Genomic DNA, 15,075 nt, shown 5'->3' with positions numbered 1-15,075 from the left:
AGGCAGCAGAGGGACCTGAGGGAGAGGGACTAATGAGCAGGAGCGAGCGTCGTGGCAGCGGCAGCGAGGCTGGTACGGAGCCTGAGACGGCCAGGGCGGCCGGGGTGGTGCCTGCGGCCGGGGGGGCAGGTGAGGCTGCCCGCAGCGAGACGGGCCGGGGTGGGCCGGTCCTGGAGGGCAGCGTGTTCCACCTCCTTGGTGTCGGCGGCGCGGGGATGAGCGTGGTAGCCCGGCTCCTGGCAGCCGGTGGTGCCCGGGTCAGCGGGTCGGACGCGCAGGACAGCCCTGCCCTGCGACAGCTGACCGAGCTGGGGCTGGACGTGCGCGTGGGGCACCAGCCGTCCCAGGTACCCACTGAGGCTGTCGTGGTGGTGTCCTCGGCGATCAGGCAGACCAACCCCGAGCTGCAGGTGGCCCGCCAGCGGGGCCAGGAGGTGATCCACCGGTCTGAGGCCCTGGCCCTGGCCGCACAGGGCACTGACTTCGTGGCTGTGGCCGGCGCCCATGGCAAGACGACGACCTCGGGCATGCTGGCTGAGGCCCTGACCCTGGTCGGTGCCGACCCGTCCTTTGCCGTCGGCGGTGTCGTACGGGCACTGGGGACGGGAGCCCACCTGGGCAGCGGGAGGGCCTTCGTGGCGGAGGCTGACGAGTCCGACCGCTCCTTCCTCAACTACAGGCCGCGTGTCGAGCTGGTCACCAACGTGGAGCCGGACCACCTGGACAGCTACGGCACCACTGAGGCGTTTGAGGAGGCCTTTGCCGACTTCGCGCGCTGTATGGTCCCCGGTGGGCTCCTGGTGGCCTGTGCTGACGACGAGGGCTCGCTGCGGCTGGCGCTCAGTGCCGCCCAGGAGGGGCTGAGGGTAGTGACCTACTCCTCCCGGGGCGTTGAGGGCCTGCCGGGTGAGGCACTGCTGGGGGAGGGCCACGTCCACCTGGAGGTGCACGAGCGCACGGAGGCCGCCACCTGGGCTGCCGTGACCCTGACCATGCGCGACAGCCACGGCGGTCCCTCCACCACAGGGCCGGTGCCTCTGCGGCTGTCCGTACCGGGGGACCACGTCGCGCTGGACGCCGCGGGGGCGTGGGCGGTCGGGCTGGAGCTGGGCGTGGACCCCGAGGCGATGGCACAGGCACTGGGAGCCTTCTCCGGTACTGGGCGTCGGTTCGAGGACCGGGGCGAGGCTGCGGGCGTGCGGGTCATCGACGACTACGCCCACCACCCCACCGAGGTGGAGGCGCTGCTGAGGACCGCACGCGAGGTCGCCCGCTCCCGCCACGGGCGGGTCCTGGTCCTGTTCCAGCCCCACCTGTACTCACGCACCAGGGCCTTCGCCCAGCGCTTTGGCGAGGCCCTCGCCCTGGCCGACACCGTGGTGGTCACGGGTATCTACCCGGCGCGCGAGACACAGGCCGACTTCCCCGAGGTCTCCGGCGCCATGGTCGTGGACCAGGTGGTGCAGGCCCGTGGCCAGGGTGGTGGTGCTCCTGCTGCTCCTGGCGGTCCCGGTGGGAGGGGGCACTCGGCCCGCTACGTGCCTGACCGGTGCGAGGCGGCGCGCACCCTCGCGTCGGCTGCGCGTCCCGGTGACGTGCTGCTGACGGTGGGGGCCGGTGACGTCACCGAGCTCGGCGCGACGGTCCTGGAGCACCTGGAGGCCTCCGCCGCCCCGCAGGGACGTGACGACCCCTCCTCCGGCGGGCTGCGGGACTGACCCGTGATGCGCAAGCCCACTCGCCCCCGCCCGGAGGCGCCAACCACCCAGCGGGAGGATCTTCCGCCTGCCGTCCCGCCCGTGCGCGGGGGCTCCTCCCGTCGTGGACCAGCCTCTGCCGACCGACGCCGTCCTCCTGGCCCGGCCGGGTCAGCCTCCGGGCAGCGACGTCGTGGCGGCGACAGCAGCACACCAGCCGCCGGGCGGGCAGGCTCACGTGCAGCAGGTGGTGGTGCTACCGCGTCCTCCCCGGGGTCCTCCTCGGGGTCCTCCCCGGATTCTCGCCCGGCCAAGGTCTCGGCTGCGCCAGCCTCCCCCGCCGGTACCGCGGACGCGGTGCGCCCCTCTGGCTCACGGGACTCGGCTGGTGCGTCGGGCTCGACAGAGCTGGCCGTCTTCAGCCGTCGGCCGGCCTCTGAGCCACGGCACGAGCGCACCGTGGTCTCCACCGGCCTGGCTGACCGGCTGGCGGAACGCAGGCGCGCCCTGGCCCGCCTGCGGCTGCGGCAGGCAGCTGTGGTCGCCGTAGTCGTGGCGGCCGTTGCAGCGGTGGCCTGGGCGCTCCTGGCCTCTCCCGTTCTCGCCCTGCGCGGCTCGGCTGTGACGGTGACAGGTTCTGACGGGAGCGTGGAGGACACGCAGGTCCGTGAGGTGCTTGCCGACTACCAGGGGGAGTCCCTGCTGCGCCTGGACACTGCCGAGATGTCGGCCGCCGTGGAGGACAGCCTGGTTCGGGTCCGGGCCGCTGAGGTGACGCGCTCGTGGCCCCACGGTGTGCGGGTGTCCCTGGAGATGCGGGTGCCGGTGGCCTCCTACCAAGGTGAGGACGGTTACCAGGTCCTGGACGAGGAGGCAGTGGTCCTTGAGACGACTGACTCCGCTCCCGAGGGCCTGGTCAGTATCGTGGCGCAGGAGGGTGCTGAGTCCGGTGACGGCTCCCCGGGGGCGCTCAGCGCTCAGCAGGTCTCGGCAGTGACGCAGGCCGTGGGCGCCCTGGACCCGGAGGTGCTGGCCCAGGTGTCCAGCGGAACCTCGACGGACAAGGGTCAGGTGACCTTGGTGATGGAGGGCGGTGCCACGGTGGTGTGGGGAGGTGGTGAGGACAACGACCTCAAGGCGCAGGTGCTGTCGGTGCTGATGCAGACTGAGGCTGTCGTCTACGACGTGTCCTCCCCGCACAACCCGACAACCTCCCAGTCAGGCCTCCCGGAGGACTCCGGCGCCCAGCGGTGAGAGCGGGTGGGGTGGTGGAGAGCGGGCGGGAGCGGCAGGTGCTCAGGTGCCCTGGGGCCGTGGTTCCTCACGACGGCTGGAGCCGGTCAGGGCGGCGGGTCCGAGGACGAACACGCCGGGGCCTCAATACGTAGCACAACGATGTGGTTCTATAGCGTTGTGCACGTCGTTCGAGGAATGACATAAGTGTAAACCTTAACTTCAGGTTGAGGGCGCAGGGGAGTCCCGCGCGGGACTCATGACGACCGTGAGGGGAACGCCAGTGGCGGAGAGCATGGCTGTGGACGACACGCAGCACTACCAGGCCGAGATCAAGGTCGTCGGCGTCGGTGGTGGCGGTGTCAATGCCGTCAACCGGATGATCGAGGCGGACCTGCGTGGTGTGGAGTTCATTGCCGTGAACACGGATGCCCAGGCCCTGCTCATGTCTGACGCCGACGTCAAGCTCGACGTCGGCCGCGACCTCACCCGTGGGCTCGGGGCCGGGGCCGACCCGGCGATCGGCCGCAAGGCGGCCGAGGACCACGAGTCGGAGATCCGCGAGGCCCTGGACGGCTCTGACATGGTCTTTGTCACCGCAGGAGAGGGAGGCGGTACCGGTACCGGGGGCGCCCCTGTTGTCGCGCGCCTGGCCAAGGCCATCGGTGCCCTCACGATCGGCGTGGTCACGCGACCCTTCTCTTTCGAGGGGCGCCGACGCTCGGCCCAGGCCGAGGACGGCGTCCAGGCGCTGCGCGAGGAGGTCGACACCCTCATCGTCATCCCCAACGACCGCCTCCTGCAGATCGCCGACAAGAACATCTCCGTGGTCGACGCCTTCAAGCAGGCCGACCAGGTCCTCCTGCAGGGCGTCCAGGGCATCACCGAGCTCATCACCACCCCCGGTCTCATCAACGTCGATTTCAACGACGTCAAGTCGGTCATGCAGGGAGCGGGCAGCGCCCTGATGGGGATCGGCTCGGCCACCGGTGAGGGGCGTGCCGTCACCGCGACCGAGGAGGCGATCGCCTCCCCGCTGCTGGAGACCTCCATCGACGGGGCGCACGGTGTCCTGCTGTTCTTCCAGGGCGGCTCGGACCTGGGCCTGTTCGAGATGAACGAGGCTGCCAACCTCGTTCGCGAGGCGGTCCACCCTGAGGCTAACATCATCGTCGGCAACGTCGTGGACGGTGCCCTGGGGGACGAGGTCCGTGTCACCGTCATCGCGGCCGGCTTCGATGCCGAGCCTGTCGCGGTGGTGGATGTGACCTCGCGTGCCGCCCGCTCTGCCTCCGCAGCGGCCTCGGCACCGTCACCCTCGGCTGAGGATGCCCTGCCCAGCCGGGGAGGCGCCCACGCGGCCCGTAACCCCGTGACTCGTCCGGCGTCGGCCGCGCACCTGGTGGAGCTCCCTGTGCCGGAGTCCGAGGTGACGACCAGTGAGGTGCCTGCCTACGTGGACGAGACAGCCAGTCGGCGGACCGCTCCTGAGCTGGAGGTCCCGGCGGTCCTCGGGGTCGATGCCGAGGACGACGGTATCGACCTGCCTGACTTCCTGCGTTGAGCGGCCCGCTGCTGGCTGACGGGTACGGCGACCTGCTGGAGGCCGACCTGGGCCCCGGTGCCTGCGGGTTCTTCACGACCCGGGGCGCCGGGGCTCGTGCGCGTGGTGCCGGTGGCGGCGGGGACCCCTACGCGGGCTGGAACCTGGCGCTGCACGTGGGTGACGACCCTCAGCGGGTCGGCAGGAACCGTGACGAGCTGGAGCGGCGGGTGACGTGGGGCAACAGGGGTGCCAGGAGCGGGACCACAGGGGGCCTGGCCTGGATGGACCAGGTCCACTCCGCCGTGGTGGCTGCCGCCTCGGCGTACGAGGTGCCCACGGCAGACGCGCTGGTGCTCGACACGCGCCAGGACGCGGCCCCGGCAGGTGCCTGTGTCCTGGTCGCCGACTGCGTGCCCCTGCTGCTCGCCTCCGGGGACGGTGCCCTGCTGGCCGCGGTGCACGCGGGTCGTCGCGGGATGCTTGACGGCGTCGTCCCAGCCACCGTGGACGCCCTGGTCGCGGCCGGGGCCCGTGTGGCCGACCTGTGGGCTGCCACAGGACCAAGCATCTGCTCGGGCTGCTACGAGGTGAGTGAGCGCATGCATGCGGAATCCGCGCAGCGCGAACCCGCCTGTGCTGCGGTGACCCGTTGGGGCACCCCCGGTCTCGACGTGGCAGCCGGAGTGGTCGCGCAGCTGGAGCGGTGCGGAATCGAGCGGATCAGCACCGGTTCCTGGTGCACCTACGAGGACCCCGGCCTCTACTCCTACCGGCGCGACGGCAGGACCGGTCGTCTTGCCGGAGTCGTCGTGCCACGTCGCGTCTAAGCCGTTGGGAGGCGAGGGATCTCCTGCTGCGGAAGGGGCTGAGGAGTTTGTGAGAAAAACACAAGATGAGAGTATCCTGGACGTAATCTTTCTGGAACCTGGGGTTGGTGACACGCCGACACGGCGTCCCCCTGTGGTGGTGGGCAGGCGGATAACGTCGGCCCACATCCGGAACGCAGGGGACCGGACGAATCAAGGAGCTACCCATGGGCGCGCTGCGCAGTATGAGCAACTTCCTCGGCTACTCCGAGCCGACGGAAGAGGCCTACGAGGACGACTTTGAGGCCACGGAGCCCGACTATGCCGTGCAGGAGCAGGAGGAGCTCGCTGGCGGCGACTTCCAGGACTACGCCGCCGCAGCCCCTGAGCCCGTCGTCCCGGCAGACCTGCGCAGGATCGTGACGGTCCACCCCTCCACCTACAACGAGGCTCGCGTCATTGGCGAGTCATTCCGTGACGGGGTGCCGGTGATCATCAACCTCACGGGGATGAGCGAGTCCGACGCCCGCCGGATGGTCGACTTCTCCGCAGGACTGGTCTTCGGCCTCCATGGGGCCATTGAGAGGGTCACGCCTCGCGTCTTTCTGCTGACTCCCGCCAGCGTCGAGATCGACGGCGGAGAGGCGGTCGAGGGCCGGGACCGCTTCTTCAACCAGGGCTGAGCCGCGCACATGGGTCCCCTCGCGCTGGCCGCCCGGATTCTCTCCAGCCTCCTGAGCCTGTACACCCTGGTCCTCCTGGTCAGGGTGGTCCTGGACTGGGTCCAGATGTTCGCCCGCCAGTGGCGCCCGACCGGCGTCGTCCTGGTCCTGGCTAACCTTGTCTACGCCCTGACCGATCCGCCGCTGCGCTGGATCCGTGGGGTGCTGCCCATGCTTCGCATGGGCAGGCTCGGGATCGACCTGAGCTTCCTGGTCCTGTTTCTTGGGATCATCGTCGTCCAGCGTCTGCTTGTCCTCCTGATCTGAGGACGGGTGAGACCGAGACGATATATGCTGCTGTCATGATCCCAACGTGACAGGCAGCGCGCTTGATACGGCCTGGACCCTGAGTTCAGGTACTCTGTCCGCATGAGTGACCGGTTTCCCGGTGCTCGTGACCTTTCCCGTAACGACACCGAGGTGACGACTATGACGCTGCTGACGGCAGACGACGTCCTCAACAAGAAGTTCCAGGCCACCAAGTTCCGCGAGGGCTACGAGCAGGACGAGGTCGATGAGTTCCTCGACGAGGTGGTCGAGGCCATGCGTCAGCTGGAGGCTGAGAACGCAGACCTCAAGGCGAAGCTGGAGGCGGCCAACCGGCGTGTCGCGGAGCTGGGGGAGGGGGCGGTGGCGGCCCCTGTGGCTCCTGTCGCTGCTGTGCCCGAGCCCTCCGTCCCTGTCTCTGGCTCCGTGCCGGTGGTTCCCGGGGCCGACTCCGCTCAGGGCCCGGCCGCTGCCTCAGGCATGCTCGAGCTGGCCCAGCGCCTTCACGACGAGCACGTGGCCAACGGCAAGGCGGAGGGTGAGCGTATCGTCACCGAGGCCCGCTCTACCGGTGAGCAGATCGTCCGCGAGGCCGAGGACCAGCGCAACCGCACTCTGGCCCAGCTGGAGAAGGAGCGCTCCGGCCTGGAGCACAAGATCGACGAGCTGCGTCGCTTCGAGTCCGACTACCGGACCCGGCTCAAGAGCTACCTGCAGAACCTCCTCACCAACGTGGAGGACGGTAGCGACGGTGCTACCACCGGTCTGTAGGCCTGAGCCCTCGCATACTTGAGGCGGCGTCATACGGACCATGACCGACTAGGCGGTGCCTTTTGTCAGCGCCTCTGAGGCGCTGACAACGGCCAGAGGGTGGTGTGCGGCAGTCCGGCTGAGGCTTGCTGTCACGACCGCCGCCTGGTCCGTCCCGTGATCAGTCGGGGCTACCGGGTGCTGCTGCGTGTTGTGTTCCGCCGCCGTGGCTGCGTACTGGAGCAGTCACGGCGGCGTCCCTTGCCGTCAGGCTGTCAGTAGCGCTTCCCGGGCCGGGGACATAGTATCGCGTGAGCATCTCCTGGGTGCCGTATAGATATCGCGTCAACAGTGCGTGAGTACGCGGGTGGGCGCCGAGTGGCTCCGAGCTAGTATTGCGCGGTGCGCTGGCCACCCTGTGCGGCCTAGTCTCCCCACGCTGAAAGGATCCCATGAGTGACGGCCAGGCCGTAGAGGCTGACGAGGACAGTCAGGTGCCTCCTGCTGCCGGCAGACGGGCCGTCCCAGCGACGGTGCTGCTGTGGGTGACTGCTGGCGCTGTGGTGGTGGCGGACCAGGCCACAAAGGCCTGGGCGCTGTCTGCCCTGGATGACGGGGCTCGCCTCCCGGTCGTGGGTGACGTGCTTGGCCTGGTGCTTGTGCGCAACTCGGGCGCAGCCTTCTCGCTGGCCGCTGGGTACACGTGGGTGCTGTCGCTGGTGGCTGCCGCTGTCATCGTCGCGATCGTGCGGGCCTCACGGAGGCTGACCTCCACCTGGTGGGCGCTCGTGCTGGGGCTGGTGCTGGGAGGGGCTGCTGGCAACCTCCTGGACCGGCTGGTGCGTCCCCCGGGCCCCCTGCGCGGGCACGTCGTCGACTTCATCGACTACGGCGGGTACTTTGTGGGTAACGTGGCTGATATCGCTATCGTCGTGGCAGCGGTGGGGCTCCTGGTGCTGACCCTGGGCGGCCGGGACCGTGACGGCACCCGGCAGCGGTCTGCTGGTGCGGCGGGCGGCCGGGAGGGTCAGGCATGAGCCTGCGTGTCATGCCGGTGCCTGAGGGGCTGGTCGGCGAGAGGACGGATACCGCCCTGGCCCGGATGACCGGGCTGTCGCGCAGCAGGGTGGGCGACCTGTGCCAGCAGGGCGCGGTGCGTCGAGGGGGAGTGGCACTGGCTAAGTCGCAGCGCCTGGACGAGGGTGACCTGCTGGAGGTCGACCTGCCTGAGCCCCCAGCCCTTCGGCCGGTACCCACTCCCGTGGAGGGTATGGGGGTCATCTATGAGGATGAGGACATTGTCGTGGTGGACAAGCCTGCGGGGGTTGCCGCCCACCCGTCGGTGGGGTGGGAGGGGCCTGACGTCCTGGGGGCGCTGCGGGCGATGCGGGTGCGGGTGGCTACCTCCGGGCCGCCTGAGCGTCAGGGTATCGTCTCTCGCCTGGATGTGGGCACCTCGGGGGTCATGGTCGTGGCCAAGGGGGAGCGTGCCTACAGCGTGCTCAAGGCGGCGTTCAGGAACCACCGGGTGGACAAGACCTACCACGCCCTGGTGCAGGGGCACCTGGACCCCTCCTCGGGCACGATTGAGGCGCCCATCGGTCGTCATCCGGGGCGGGAGTGGAAGATGGCGGTGGTCCCCGGTGGCAGGGAGTCTGTGACGCACTATGACGTCGTGGAGGTCATGCCGGGTGCCTGCCTGGTGCAGGTGCGTCTTGAGACGGGGCGCACCCACCAGATCCGTGTCCACATGGCGGCGGTGGGGCACCCCTGTGTCGGTGACGAGACCTACGGGGCGGACCCGCGCCTGGGTGCCCGGGCCGGGCTGGCCCGGCAGTGGCTTCACGCGGTGGGGCTGGGGCTGGCCCACCCGGTCACCGGGGAGAGGATGGACTTCACCTCTGACTACCCCGAGGACCTGGTGCACGCCCTGGAGGTCCTGCGCCTGGTCTGAGGGCTTGCGGGGCCGGCCGGGGTGGGGTGCGGGCGGGCAGGGCGTAGCGCCTGTGACGAGTCCCGGCCTGCCCGGCTGCTGAGGCCGTCTCGGGAGTGAGGGTTGTAGCCTGGGGAGCGCCCACGCCCGTCGCAGCAGAGGAGGCCCTGGTGACATGCCCTGACCGACCAGCAGGCAGTCTCCCCGGCTTTCCGGTGCTGGACATCCGCCCGGCGACTTCTGCTGTGGAGCCTGTGACTTTCACCACCGTCCGGGGTGGCGAGGACGGGCCTGGTGCCGAGGTGGTGCGTGGCGGGGTCATGGACGTGCGTCTGGAGGTCTTCGTGGGGGAGCAGGGGGTGCCCTTCAGCATGGAGGGCGACGCCCGGGACGATGAGGCCACGACCCTCCACGTTCTGGCTTCGGGGGCTGACGGCGTGCCCCTGGGGGCGGGGCGGCTTCTTCTCGAGCCCGGCCACCCTGGCCAGGTGCACCTGGGACGGCTCGCGGTGCGCCGGGTCGCCCGGGGCACCGGGCTGGGGGCGCGGCTGGTCGCTGCTGTCGAGGCCGCTGCCCTGGAGCGGGCCGCTGTGCCCCTGGAGGGCAGCGCAGCCACCAACGCCGGGGTGGTGCCGGGCACGCCTGGCGTGAGGGTGGTCCTGTCCGCCCAGGAGCAGGCCATGGGCTTCTACCAGCGCTGCGGCTACCAGGCTGTGAGCGGGCGGCGTTACCTGGATGCCGGGATCCCCCACCAGGACATGGCGCGCACGGTGACTGCCTGATCCTGCGCCTGGCTCACGGCTGGGCGCGAAGTAGGCGGTCCAGCGCCAGTGCCGTACGGTTGCCTGAGCCTATCTTGCGCAGCAGTGCTGAGACATAGTTCTTCACCGTCCCCTCGGCCAGGACCAGCCTGGCCGTGATCTCCCGGTTGGTCAGCCCCTGGGCCACCAAGGCGGCGACCTCCCGCTAGCTCCACGCCGCTCATGCCCGGCATGCGGGCGTCAGCCAGGACCACGTCGACGCCGGTTTGGACCAGGACGGCCAGGGCCTCGGTGCCGTCAGCCGCCTGACCCACCACCCGGACCCCCTCAGCTGTGTCCAGGAGCAGCGTCAGGCCACGCCTGAGCAGCTGCTGGTCGTCGACAACGACGACACGCACCCCCTTCTCCTGGCCCCCTGCTCCTCCTGGCCGTGGCTCTGGCTGTGCTGGTCGGCCTGGGAGCCCGCGCCTTGGGCGGGCAGGATCCTCAGGCGACCTCTCTGTCAGTCGAGCTGAGCCGGGCAGCACGTGAGCTGGGGGTGCCAGCCGCAACCGTCCTGGTCCTAGAGGTTCTGGTGATGCTGGTGCGGGCCTTTGTCCACCAGGGCACACCAGGGCATCGGAGAGGAGGTGGTCATGCGCGGCTACCTGCTTCAGACGCTGTCCGCGCGGCCCCGGCTGTCGGTGTGGGTCAGTGCGGCGGTCTTCACCGTTCCTCATCTGATGTCTGAGGGCGGTCAGCAGGGATGGGTGGAGCACCTGACCTACCTGGCCGCCCCATTCGGGTTTGCAGTCTCGGCGGCATTCTTGGCGATCCTGCTTCGTAGCGTGTGGGCGGCGGTGGGCGTGCACGGTGGCTTCCACGTGGGCACGTGGGTGACGGGCCTCATGGGCGTGCCCGACGGCGTCATGGGCTCCCCGGTCATGTGGGTCGTCCTCGGGGCGGTCCACCTGGTGGTGGGGCTGGCGTTGGCGGGCCGGGTCACGCCGGAGCGATGGGCTGAGGTCGCCGCCCGTGGTCCCTACGGCTGAGTGCTCCGTGGTGCCATCCGTTGGTGCGGCAGCGCACCGGCGCACCAGTGCCACGGATGGAGGGGCCGCTGGCGGGCGGGGTGATGACCCCCACCCAGCCAGGGCACCGGCCCAGTCAAGGAGGGGCCGCTGGCGGGTGGGGTGATGACTGTCGGCTGCTGGTTGCCGGGACCGGGTGCCTGCCTCCCCTAGGATGACCGTATGGGCAGCACGACGGGATCAAGCAGCAGCGGGTCAGGGACCGACGTGGGCAGCACAAAGGCCGGAGCCGGTGATGACTTCGTCCACCTCCACGTCCACACCGACTACTCCATGCTCGACGGCGCGGGCAAGATCCAGGACTACGTGGCCGAGGCCAGGCGCCTGGGCCAGCCTGCCCTGGCCATCACCGACCACGGCTACATGTTCGGCGCCTACGAGTTCTACGCTGCCGCCAGGAAGGCCGGTATCAAGCCCATCATCGGGGTCGAGGCCTACATGACCCCGGGCACCTCCCGCTTCGACCGGACCCGCGTGTTCTGGGGGGAGGAGTCCCAGCGTGGTGACGACGTCTCCGCCCGTGGCTCCTACACCCACATGACCCTGCTGGCCCGCAGCAACGAGGGCCTGAGCAACCTCATGCGCATGGACTCCTACGGCTCCCTGGAAGGGCAGTGGGGCAAGGCGCCCCGTATCGACCGCGAGCTGCTGAGCCGTTATTGCGCTGGACTCATCGGCTCCACCGGCTGCCCCTCCGGGGAGGTCCAGACCCGCCTGCGCCTGGGGCAGTGGGAGGAGGCCCGCCGCTGTGCTGCCGAGCTCCAGGACATCTTCGGGCGCGACTACTTCTACGTCGAGCTCATGGACCACGGCCTGGAGATCGAGCGGCGCGTCACCAAGGACCTGCTGCGCCTGGCCAAGGAGCTGGGTGCCCCGCTCCTGGCCACCAACGACTCCCACTACGTGCGCCCCGAGCACCGCGAGATCCAGGACGCCATGCTGTGCATCAACTCCGGGTCGGTGCTCACCGACCCGGACCGCTTCAGGTTCGACGGAGACACCTACTACCTGCGCCCGGGCCGGGAGATGCGCGAGCTCTTTGCTGAGATGCCCCAGGCCTGCGACAACACCCTCCTTGTTGCTGAGCAGTGCGACGTCTCCTTCACCACCGTGGACGAGGGGGCCTCCTTCATGCCGGTCTTCCCCGTGCCGGAGGGGGAGACCATGGAGTCCTGGTTCGTCAAGGAGTGCTGGCGCGGCATGGACGCCCGCTTCCACGGCGACGTCCCCGAGGACTGCCGCAAGCAGGCCGAGTACGAGATCGACGTCATCGTCCAGATGGGCTTCCCCGGCTACTTCCTGGTGGTGGCCGACTACATCAACTGGGCCAAGGCCCAGGGTATCCGCGTGGGCCCGGGGCGCGGGTCGGGGGCCGGGTCCATGGTCGCCTACGCCATGGGCATCACCGAGCTCAACCCCCTCAAGCACGGGCTGATCTTCGAGCGCTTCCTCAACCCCGAGCGCATCTCCATGCCCGACATCGACGTGGACTTCGACGAGCGCAGGCGCGACGAGGTCATCGAGTACGTCAAGGAGAAGTACGGGGACGACCGGGTCAGCCAGGTGGTCACCTACGGCGTCATCAAGGCCAAGCAGTCGCTCAAGGACTCCTCGCGCGTCATGGGCTACCCATACGCGGTGGGGGACCGCCTGACCAAGGCGATGCCGCCCACCATCATGGGCAAGGACATCTCCATCAAGGGCATGTTCGACCCCGGGGACGAGCGCTACGGGGAGGCTGAGGAGTTCCGCAGGCTCCACGCCGAGGACACCGACGCCCAGCGCATCGTCGAGCTGGCCAAGGGGCTGGAGGGCATGACCCGCCAGTGGGGGGTCCACGCCTGCGCCGTCATCATGTCCTCCCAGACGCTGACCGACATCATCCCTATGATGCAGCGCCTCCAGGACGGGGCCTTCATCACCCAGTTCGACTACCCCACCTGTGAGCACCTGGGCCTCCTCAAGATGGACTTCCTGGGGCTGCGCAACCTCACCGTCATCTCCGACGCCCTGGACAACGTCGTCGCCAACGGCAAGGAGCCCCTGGACATCGACCACGTCGAGCTCGACGACCGGGCCACCTACGAGATGCTCTCCCGAGGCGAGACCCTGGGGGTCTTCCAGCTCGACGGCGGGGGTATGCGCACCCTCCTGCGGCTGATGAAGCCGGACAACTTCGAGGACATCTCCGCGGTGGGCGCCCTCTACCGGCCCGGCCCCATGGGGGCGGAGTCTCACACCAACTACGCCCTGCGCAAGAACGGGCTGCAGGAGATCGTCCCCATCCACCCCGAGCTCAAGGAGGCCCTGGAGCCGATCCTGGGGACCACCTACGGCCTCATTGTCTACCAGGAGCAGGTGATGAAGATCGCCACCGACCTGGCGGGCTTCACCATGGGCAAGGCCGACGCGCTGCGCAAGGCCATGGGCAAGAAGAAGATGGACATCCTGGAGACGATGTTCGTCGACTTCGAGGCGGGCATGGTGGAGCGCGGCTTCTCCAAGGAGGCTGTCAAGGCGCTGTGGGACGTGGTGGTGCCCTTCGCCAAGTACGCCTTCAACAAGGCCCACTCCGCCGCCTACGGCGTGGTGTCCTACTGGACGGCCTACCTCAAGGCGCACTATCCTACCGAGTACATGGCCGCCCTGCTGACCTCCCAGAAGGACAACAAGGACAAGCTCGGCGTCTACCTGGGGGAGTGCCGCCACATGGGGATCACAGTGCTCCCCCCCGACGTCAACGCCTCCCGCGCCCAGTTCACCGCTGACGGGGACGACGTGCGCTTCGGCCTGGCCGCAGTGCGCAACGTGGGCCTCAACGTGGTGGAGGCAATCGTGGCGGCGCGCAGGGACAAGGGCGAGTTCACCAGCTTCGAGGACTTCCTGGACAAGGTGCCTGCCGTGGTGTGCAACAAGCGCACCATCGACTCCCTCATCAAGGCGGGGGCCTTCGACTCCCTGGGGCGTACGCGTCGCTCCCTGCAGGCCTGCCACGAGGACCTTGTCGACGAGGTCATCGGGGTCAAGCGCAACGAGGCCGCCGGCCAGTTCGACCTGTTCGCCTCGCTCCTTGACAGCCCGGACGGTGCTGACGGCGGCCCGGGCGCAGAGGCCTCCTCGGCATCTGCAGCAGCCGCCTTCGGGACAGGACCGGTCTTCTCCTCGGAGGTCCCCAGCCTGCCGGAGTGGGACAAGAAGGACAAGCTGGCCTACGAGCGTGAGATGCTGGGCCTCTACGTCTCCGACCACCCGCTCATGGGCCTGGAGGGCCTGCTGGGCCGCCTGGCCGACCGGGAGATCGCCGAGCTCCACGAGGACGACGCCCTGCCTGACGGCGCGGTGGTCACCGTCGCCGGGCTCATCACCTCCCTGACACGCAAGACCACCAAGCAGGGCAACCTGTGGGCGATCGCCCAGGTGGAGGACCTGGCGGGCAGCGTGGAGGTGCTGTTCTTCCCCCAGACCTACCAGACGGTCTCCACCATGCTGGCCCCGGACACTGTGGTGACGGTGCGCGGACGCCTCAACCGCCGGGACGGCCAGACCGCGCTGTACGCCCAGGAGATGACGATCCCCGACGTCTCCAGCGCCACCCACGAGGCCGTCCTCATCACGCTGCCGACCAACCGGTGCACGGGTCCCCTGGTGGAGCAGTTCAAGGACGTCCTGGTGCGTCACCCGGGGATGTCCACCGTGCGCCTGACCTTGACCAGCCCGGGTCGGGAGGTCCGCACCCAGCTGGACGCCTCCCTGCGGGTGGAGGCCTCGCCGGCCTTCTACTCCGACATCAAGGCCCTGTTGGGGCCGGGGTGCCTGCGTCGCTGACCTCTACGACCTCCACCACGGCTGCTACCGGGCCGGAGGGCAGGTCGACCACCACGACGTCGCCGTCGTCGAGGTGGTGGCCGCGACGCGTCTCCGTGGCGGCGTTGACGGTGACGTCGCCCGCCTGGACCGCCGCGCGTGCCTGCGCCCCGTCCCGGACCAGGTCGGCGAGCTTGAGGAACTGCCCCAGGCGGATACGACCCTGTACCGGGACCCGGAGCAGGGGCTGAGAAGGCGGGCGGGACGGTGAGGGCCGTGGTGAAGGCTGTGATGAGGGCTGTGCTGTCACGGTCTCATCATTCCAGACGCGTCCCAGACACACTGCAGACCGGTCCGCCTGTCCCTGCGGGGTGGTGGCGGGGCAGGGGCTGGTCGGCGAGTCGTCGGCACCGTAGAGCAGACTCCCACTCACCCTGGAATATCCTGGGAACCAGGTAGCAGGCAGTTCAGGGAGGGGAGACTGCG

The 15,075-nt window shown here is 69.5% G+C and carries 14 protein-coding genes and 1 pseudogene; 12 read left to right on the top strand and 3 right to left on the bottom strand.

The genetic code is table 11. The features are described 5' to 3' along the window. Positions 1-32: 32 nt before the first annotated feature. The 10 genes from murC (at position 33) to CWS50_RS07280 (ending at position 9,736) form a co-directional block, all read left to right on the top strand. Positions 33-1,718, top strand: coding sequence for a UDP-N-acetylmuramate--L-alanine ligase (gene murC, locus CWS50_RS07325; RefSeq protein ID WP_127842258.1), 1,686 nt, complete (start codon positions 33-35; stop codon positions 1,716-1,718). A 6-nt stretch (positions 1,719-1,724) separates the two neighbouring features. Then, positions 1,725-2,951 carry a cell division protein FtsQ/DivIB gene (locus CWS50_RS07320; RefSeq protein ID WP_127842257.1) on the top strand — a complete coding sequence of 409 codons (1,227 nt, stop codon included), beginning with the start codon at positions 1,725-1,727 and terminating at the stop codon, positions 2,949-2,951. Between the two features lie 274 nt (positions 2,952-3,225). Then, positions 3,226-4,494: a cell division protein FtsZ gene (gene ftsZ / locus CWS50_RS07315; protein WP_243118227.1), complete on the top strand. Its 1,269-nt coding sequence runs from the start codon at positions 3,226-3,228 to the stop codon at positions 4,492-4,494. Continuing rightward, positions 4,491-5,303 carry a purine nucleoside phosphorylase YfiH/LACC1 family protein gene (locus tag CWS50_RS07310; RefSeq protein WP_243118226.1) on the top strand — a complete coding sequence of 271 codons (813 nt, stop codon included), beginning with the start codon at positions 4,491-4,493 and terminating at the stop codon, positions 5,301-5,303. Before ftsZ ends, CWS50_RS07310 begins: the two co-directional genes overlap by 4 nt. Positions 5,304-5,509: 206 nt before the next feature. Beyond that, positions 5,510-5,965 (top strand): cell division protein SepF, encoded by a 456-nt coding sequence (locus tag CWS50_RS07305; protein WP_127842256.1) that lies wholly within the window; start codon positions 5,510-5,512, stop codon positions 5,963-5,965. Positions 5,966-5,974: 9 nt separating this feature from the next. Next, positions 5,975-6,271 (top strand): YggT family protein, encoded by a 297-nt coding sequence (locus CWS50_RS07300; protein WP_127842255.1) that lies wholly within the window; start codon positions 5,975-5,977, stop codon positions 6,269-6,271. 162 nt (positions 6,272-6,433) lie between these two features. Beyond that, the gene (locus tag CWS50_RS07295) at positions 6,434-7,042 is read left to right on the top strand and encodes a DivIVA domain-containing protein (RefSeq protein ID WP_127843328.1); all 609 of its coding nucleotides are present in this window, start codon (positions 6,434-6,436) and stop codon (positions 7,040-7,042) included. Positions 7,043-7,473: 431 nt separating this feature from the next. Continuing rightward, positions 7,474-8,058 (top strand): signal peptidase II, encoded by a 585-nt coding sequence (lspA, locus tag CWS50_RS07290; RefSeq protein WP_127842254.1) that lies wholly within the window; start codon positions 7,474-7,476, stop codon positions 8,056-8,058. Beyond that, a complete protein-coding gene (locus tag CWS50_RS07285) occupies positions 8,055-8,975 on the top strand; it encodes an RluA family pseudouridine synthase (RefSeq protein ID WP_127842253.1) in 921 nt (306 codons plus the stop codon). The genes lspA and CWS50_RS07285 overlap by 4 nt, the downstream gene beginning before the upstream one ends. Before the next feature lie 233 nt (positions 8,976-9,208). Further along, on the top strand, positions 9,209-9,736 hold the full coding sequence (locus tag CWS50_RS07280) for a GNAT family N-acetyltransferase (RefSeq protein WP_306821259.1): 528 nt from the start codon (positions 9,209-9,211) through the stop codon (positions 9,734-9,736). 13 nt (positions 9,737-9,749) lie between these two features. Here the strand turns inward: CWS50_RS07280 and CWS50_RS12965 are convergent, their stop codons facing one another. After that, positions 9,750-9,902, bottom strand: coding sequence for a response regulator transcription factor (locus tag CWS50_RS12965; RefSeq protein ID WP_243118225.1), 153 nt, complete (start codon positions 9,900-9,902; stop codon positions 9,750-9,752). Positions 9,903-9,981: 79 nt separating this feature from the next. Further along, positions 9,982-10,434: pseudogene (locus tag CWS50_RS13205) on the bottom strand (hypothetical protein); the annotation flags it as partial. Between CWS50_RS13205 and CWS50_RS07270 the strand changes: the two are divergent. Then, positions 10,333-10,746: a CPBP family intramembrane glutamic endopeptidase gene (locus CWS50_RS07270; RefSeq protein ID WP_257494695.1), complete on the top strand. Its 414-nt coding sequence runs from the start codon at positions 10,333-10,335 to the stop codon at positions 10,744-10,746. The pseudogene CWS50_RS13205 and the gene CWS50_RS07270 overlap by 102 nt on opposite strands. A 201-nt stretch (positions 10,747-10,947) precedes the next feature. Continuing rightward, positions 10,948-14,610 carry a DNA polymerase III subunit alpha gene (dnaE, locus tag CWS50_RS07265; protein ID WP_127842250.1) on the top strand — a complete coding sequence of 1,221 codons (3,663 nt, stop codon included), beginning with the start codon at positions 10,948-10,950 and terminating at the stop codon, positions 14,608-14,610. Here the strand turns inward: dnaE and CWS50_RS07260 are convergent. Further along, a complete protein-coding gene (locus CWS50_RS07260; protein WP_127843327.1) occupies positions 14,573-14,833 on the bottom strand; it encodes an RNA-binding S4 domain-containing protein in 261 nt (86 codons plus the stop codon). The two genes, dnaE and CWS50_RS07260, sit on opposite strands and share 38 nt — an antisense overlap. Positions 14,834-15,075: the final 242 nt, after the last annotated feature.

It is taken from the genome of Actinomyces wuliandei, from assembly GCF_004010955.1.
Taxonomy (GTDB): domain Bacteria; phylum Actinomycetota; class Actinomycetes; order Actinomycetales; family Actinomycetaceae; genus Actinomyces; species Actinomyces wuliandei.
This window is presented reverse-complemented; position numbering and strand designations above follow the sequence as displayed.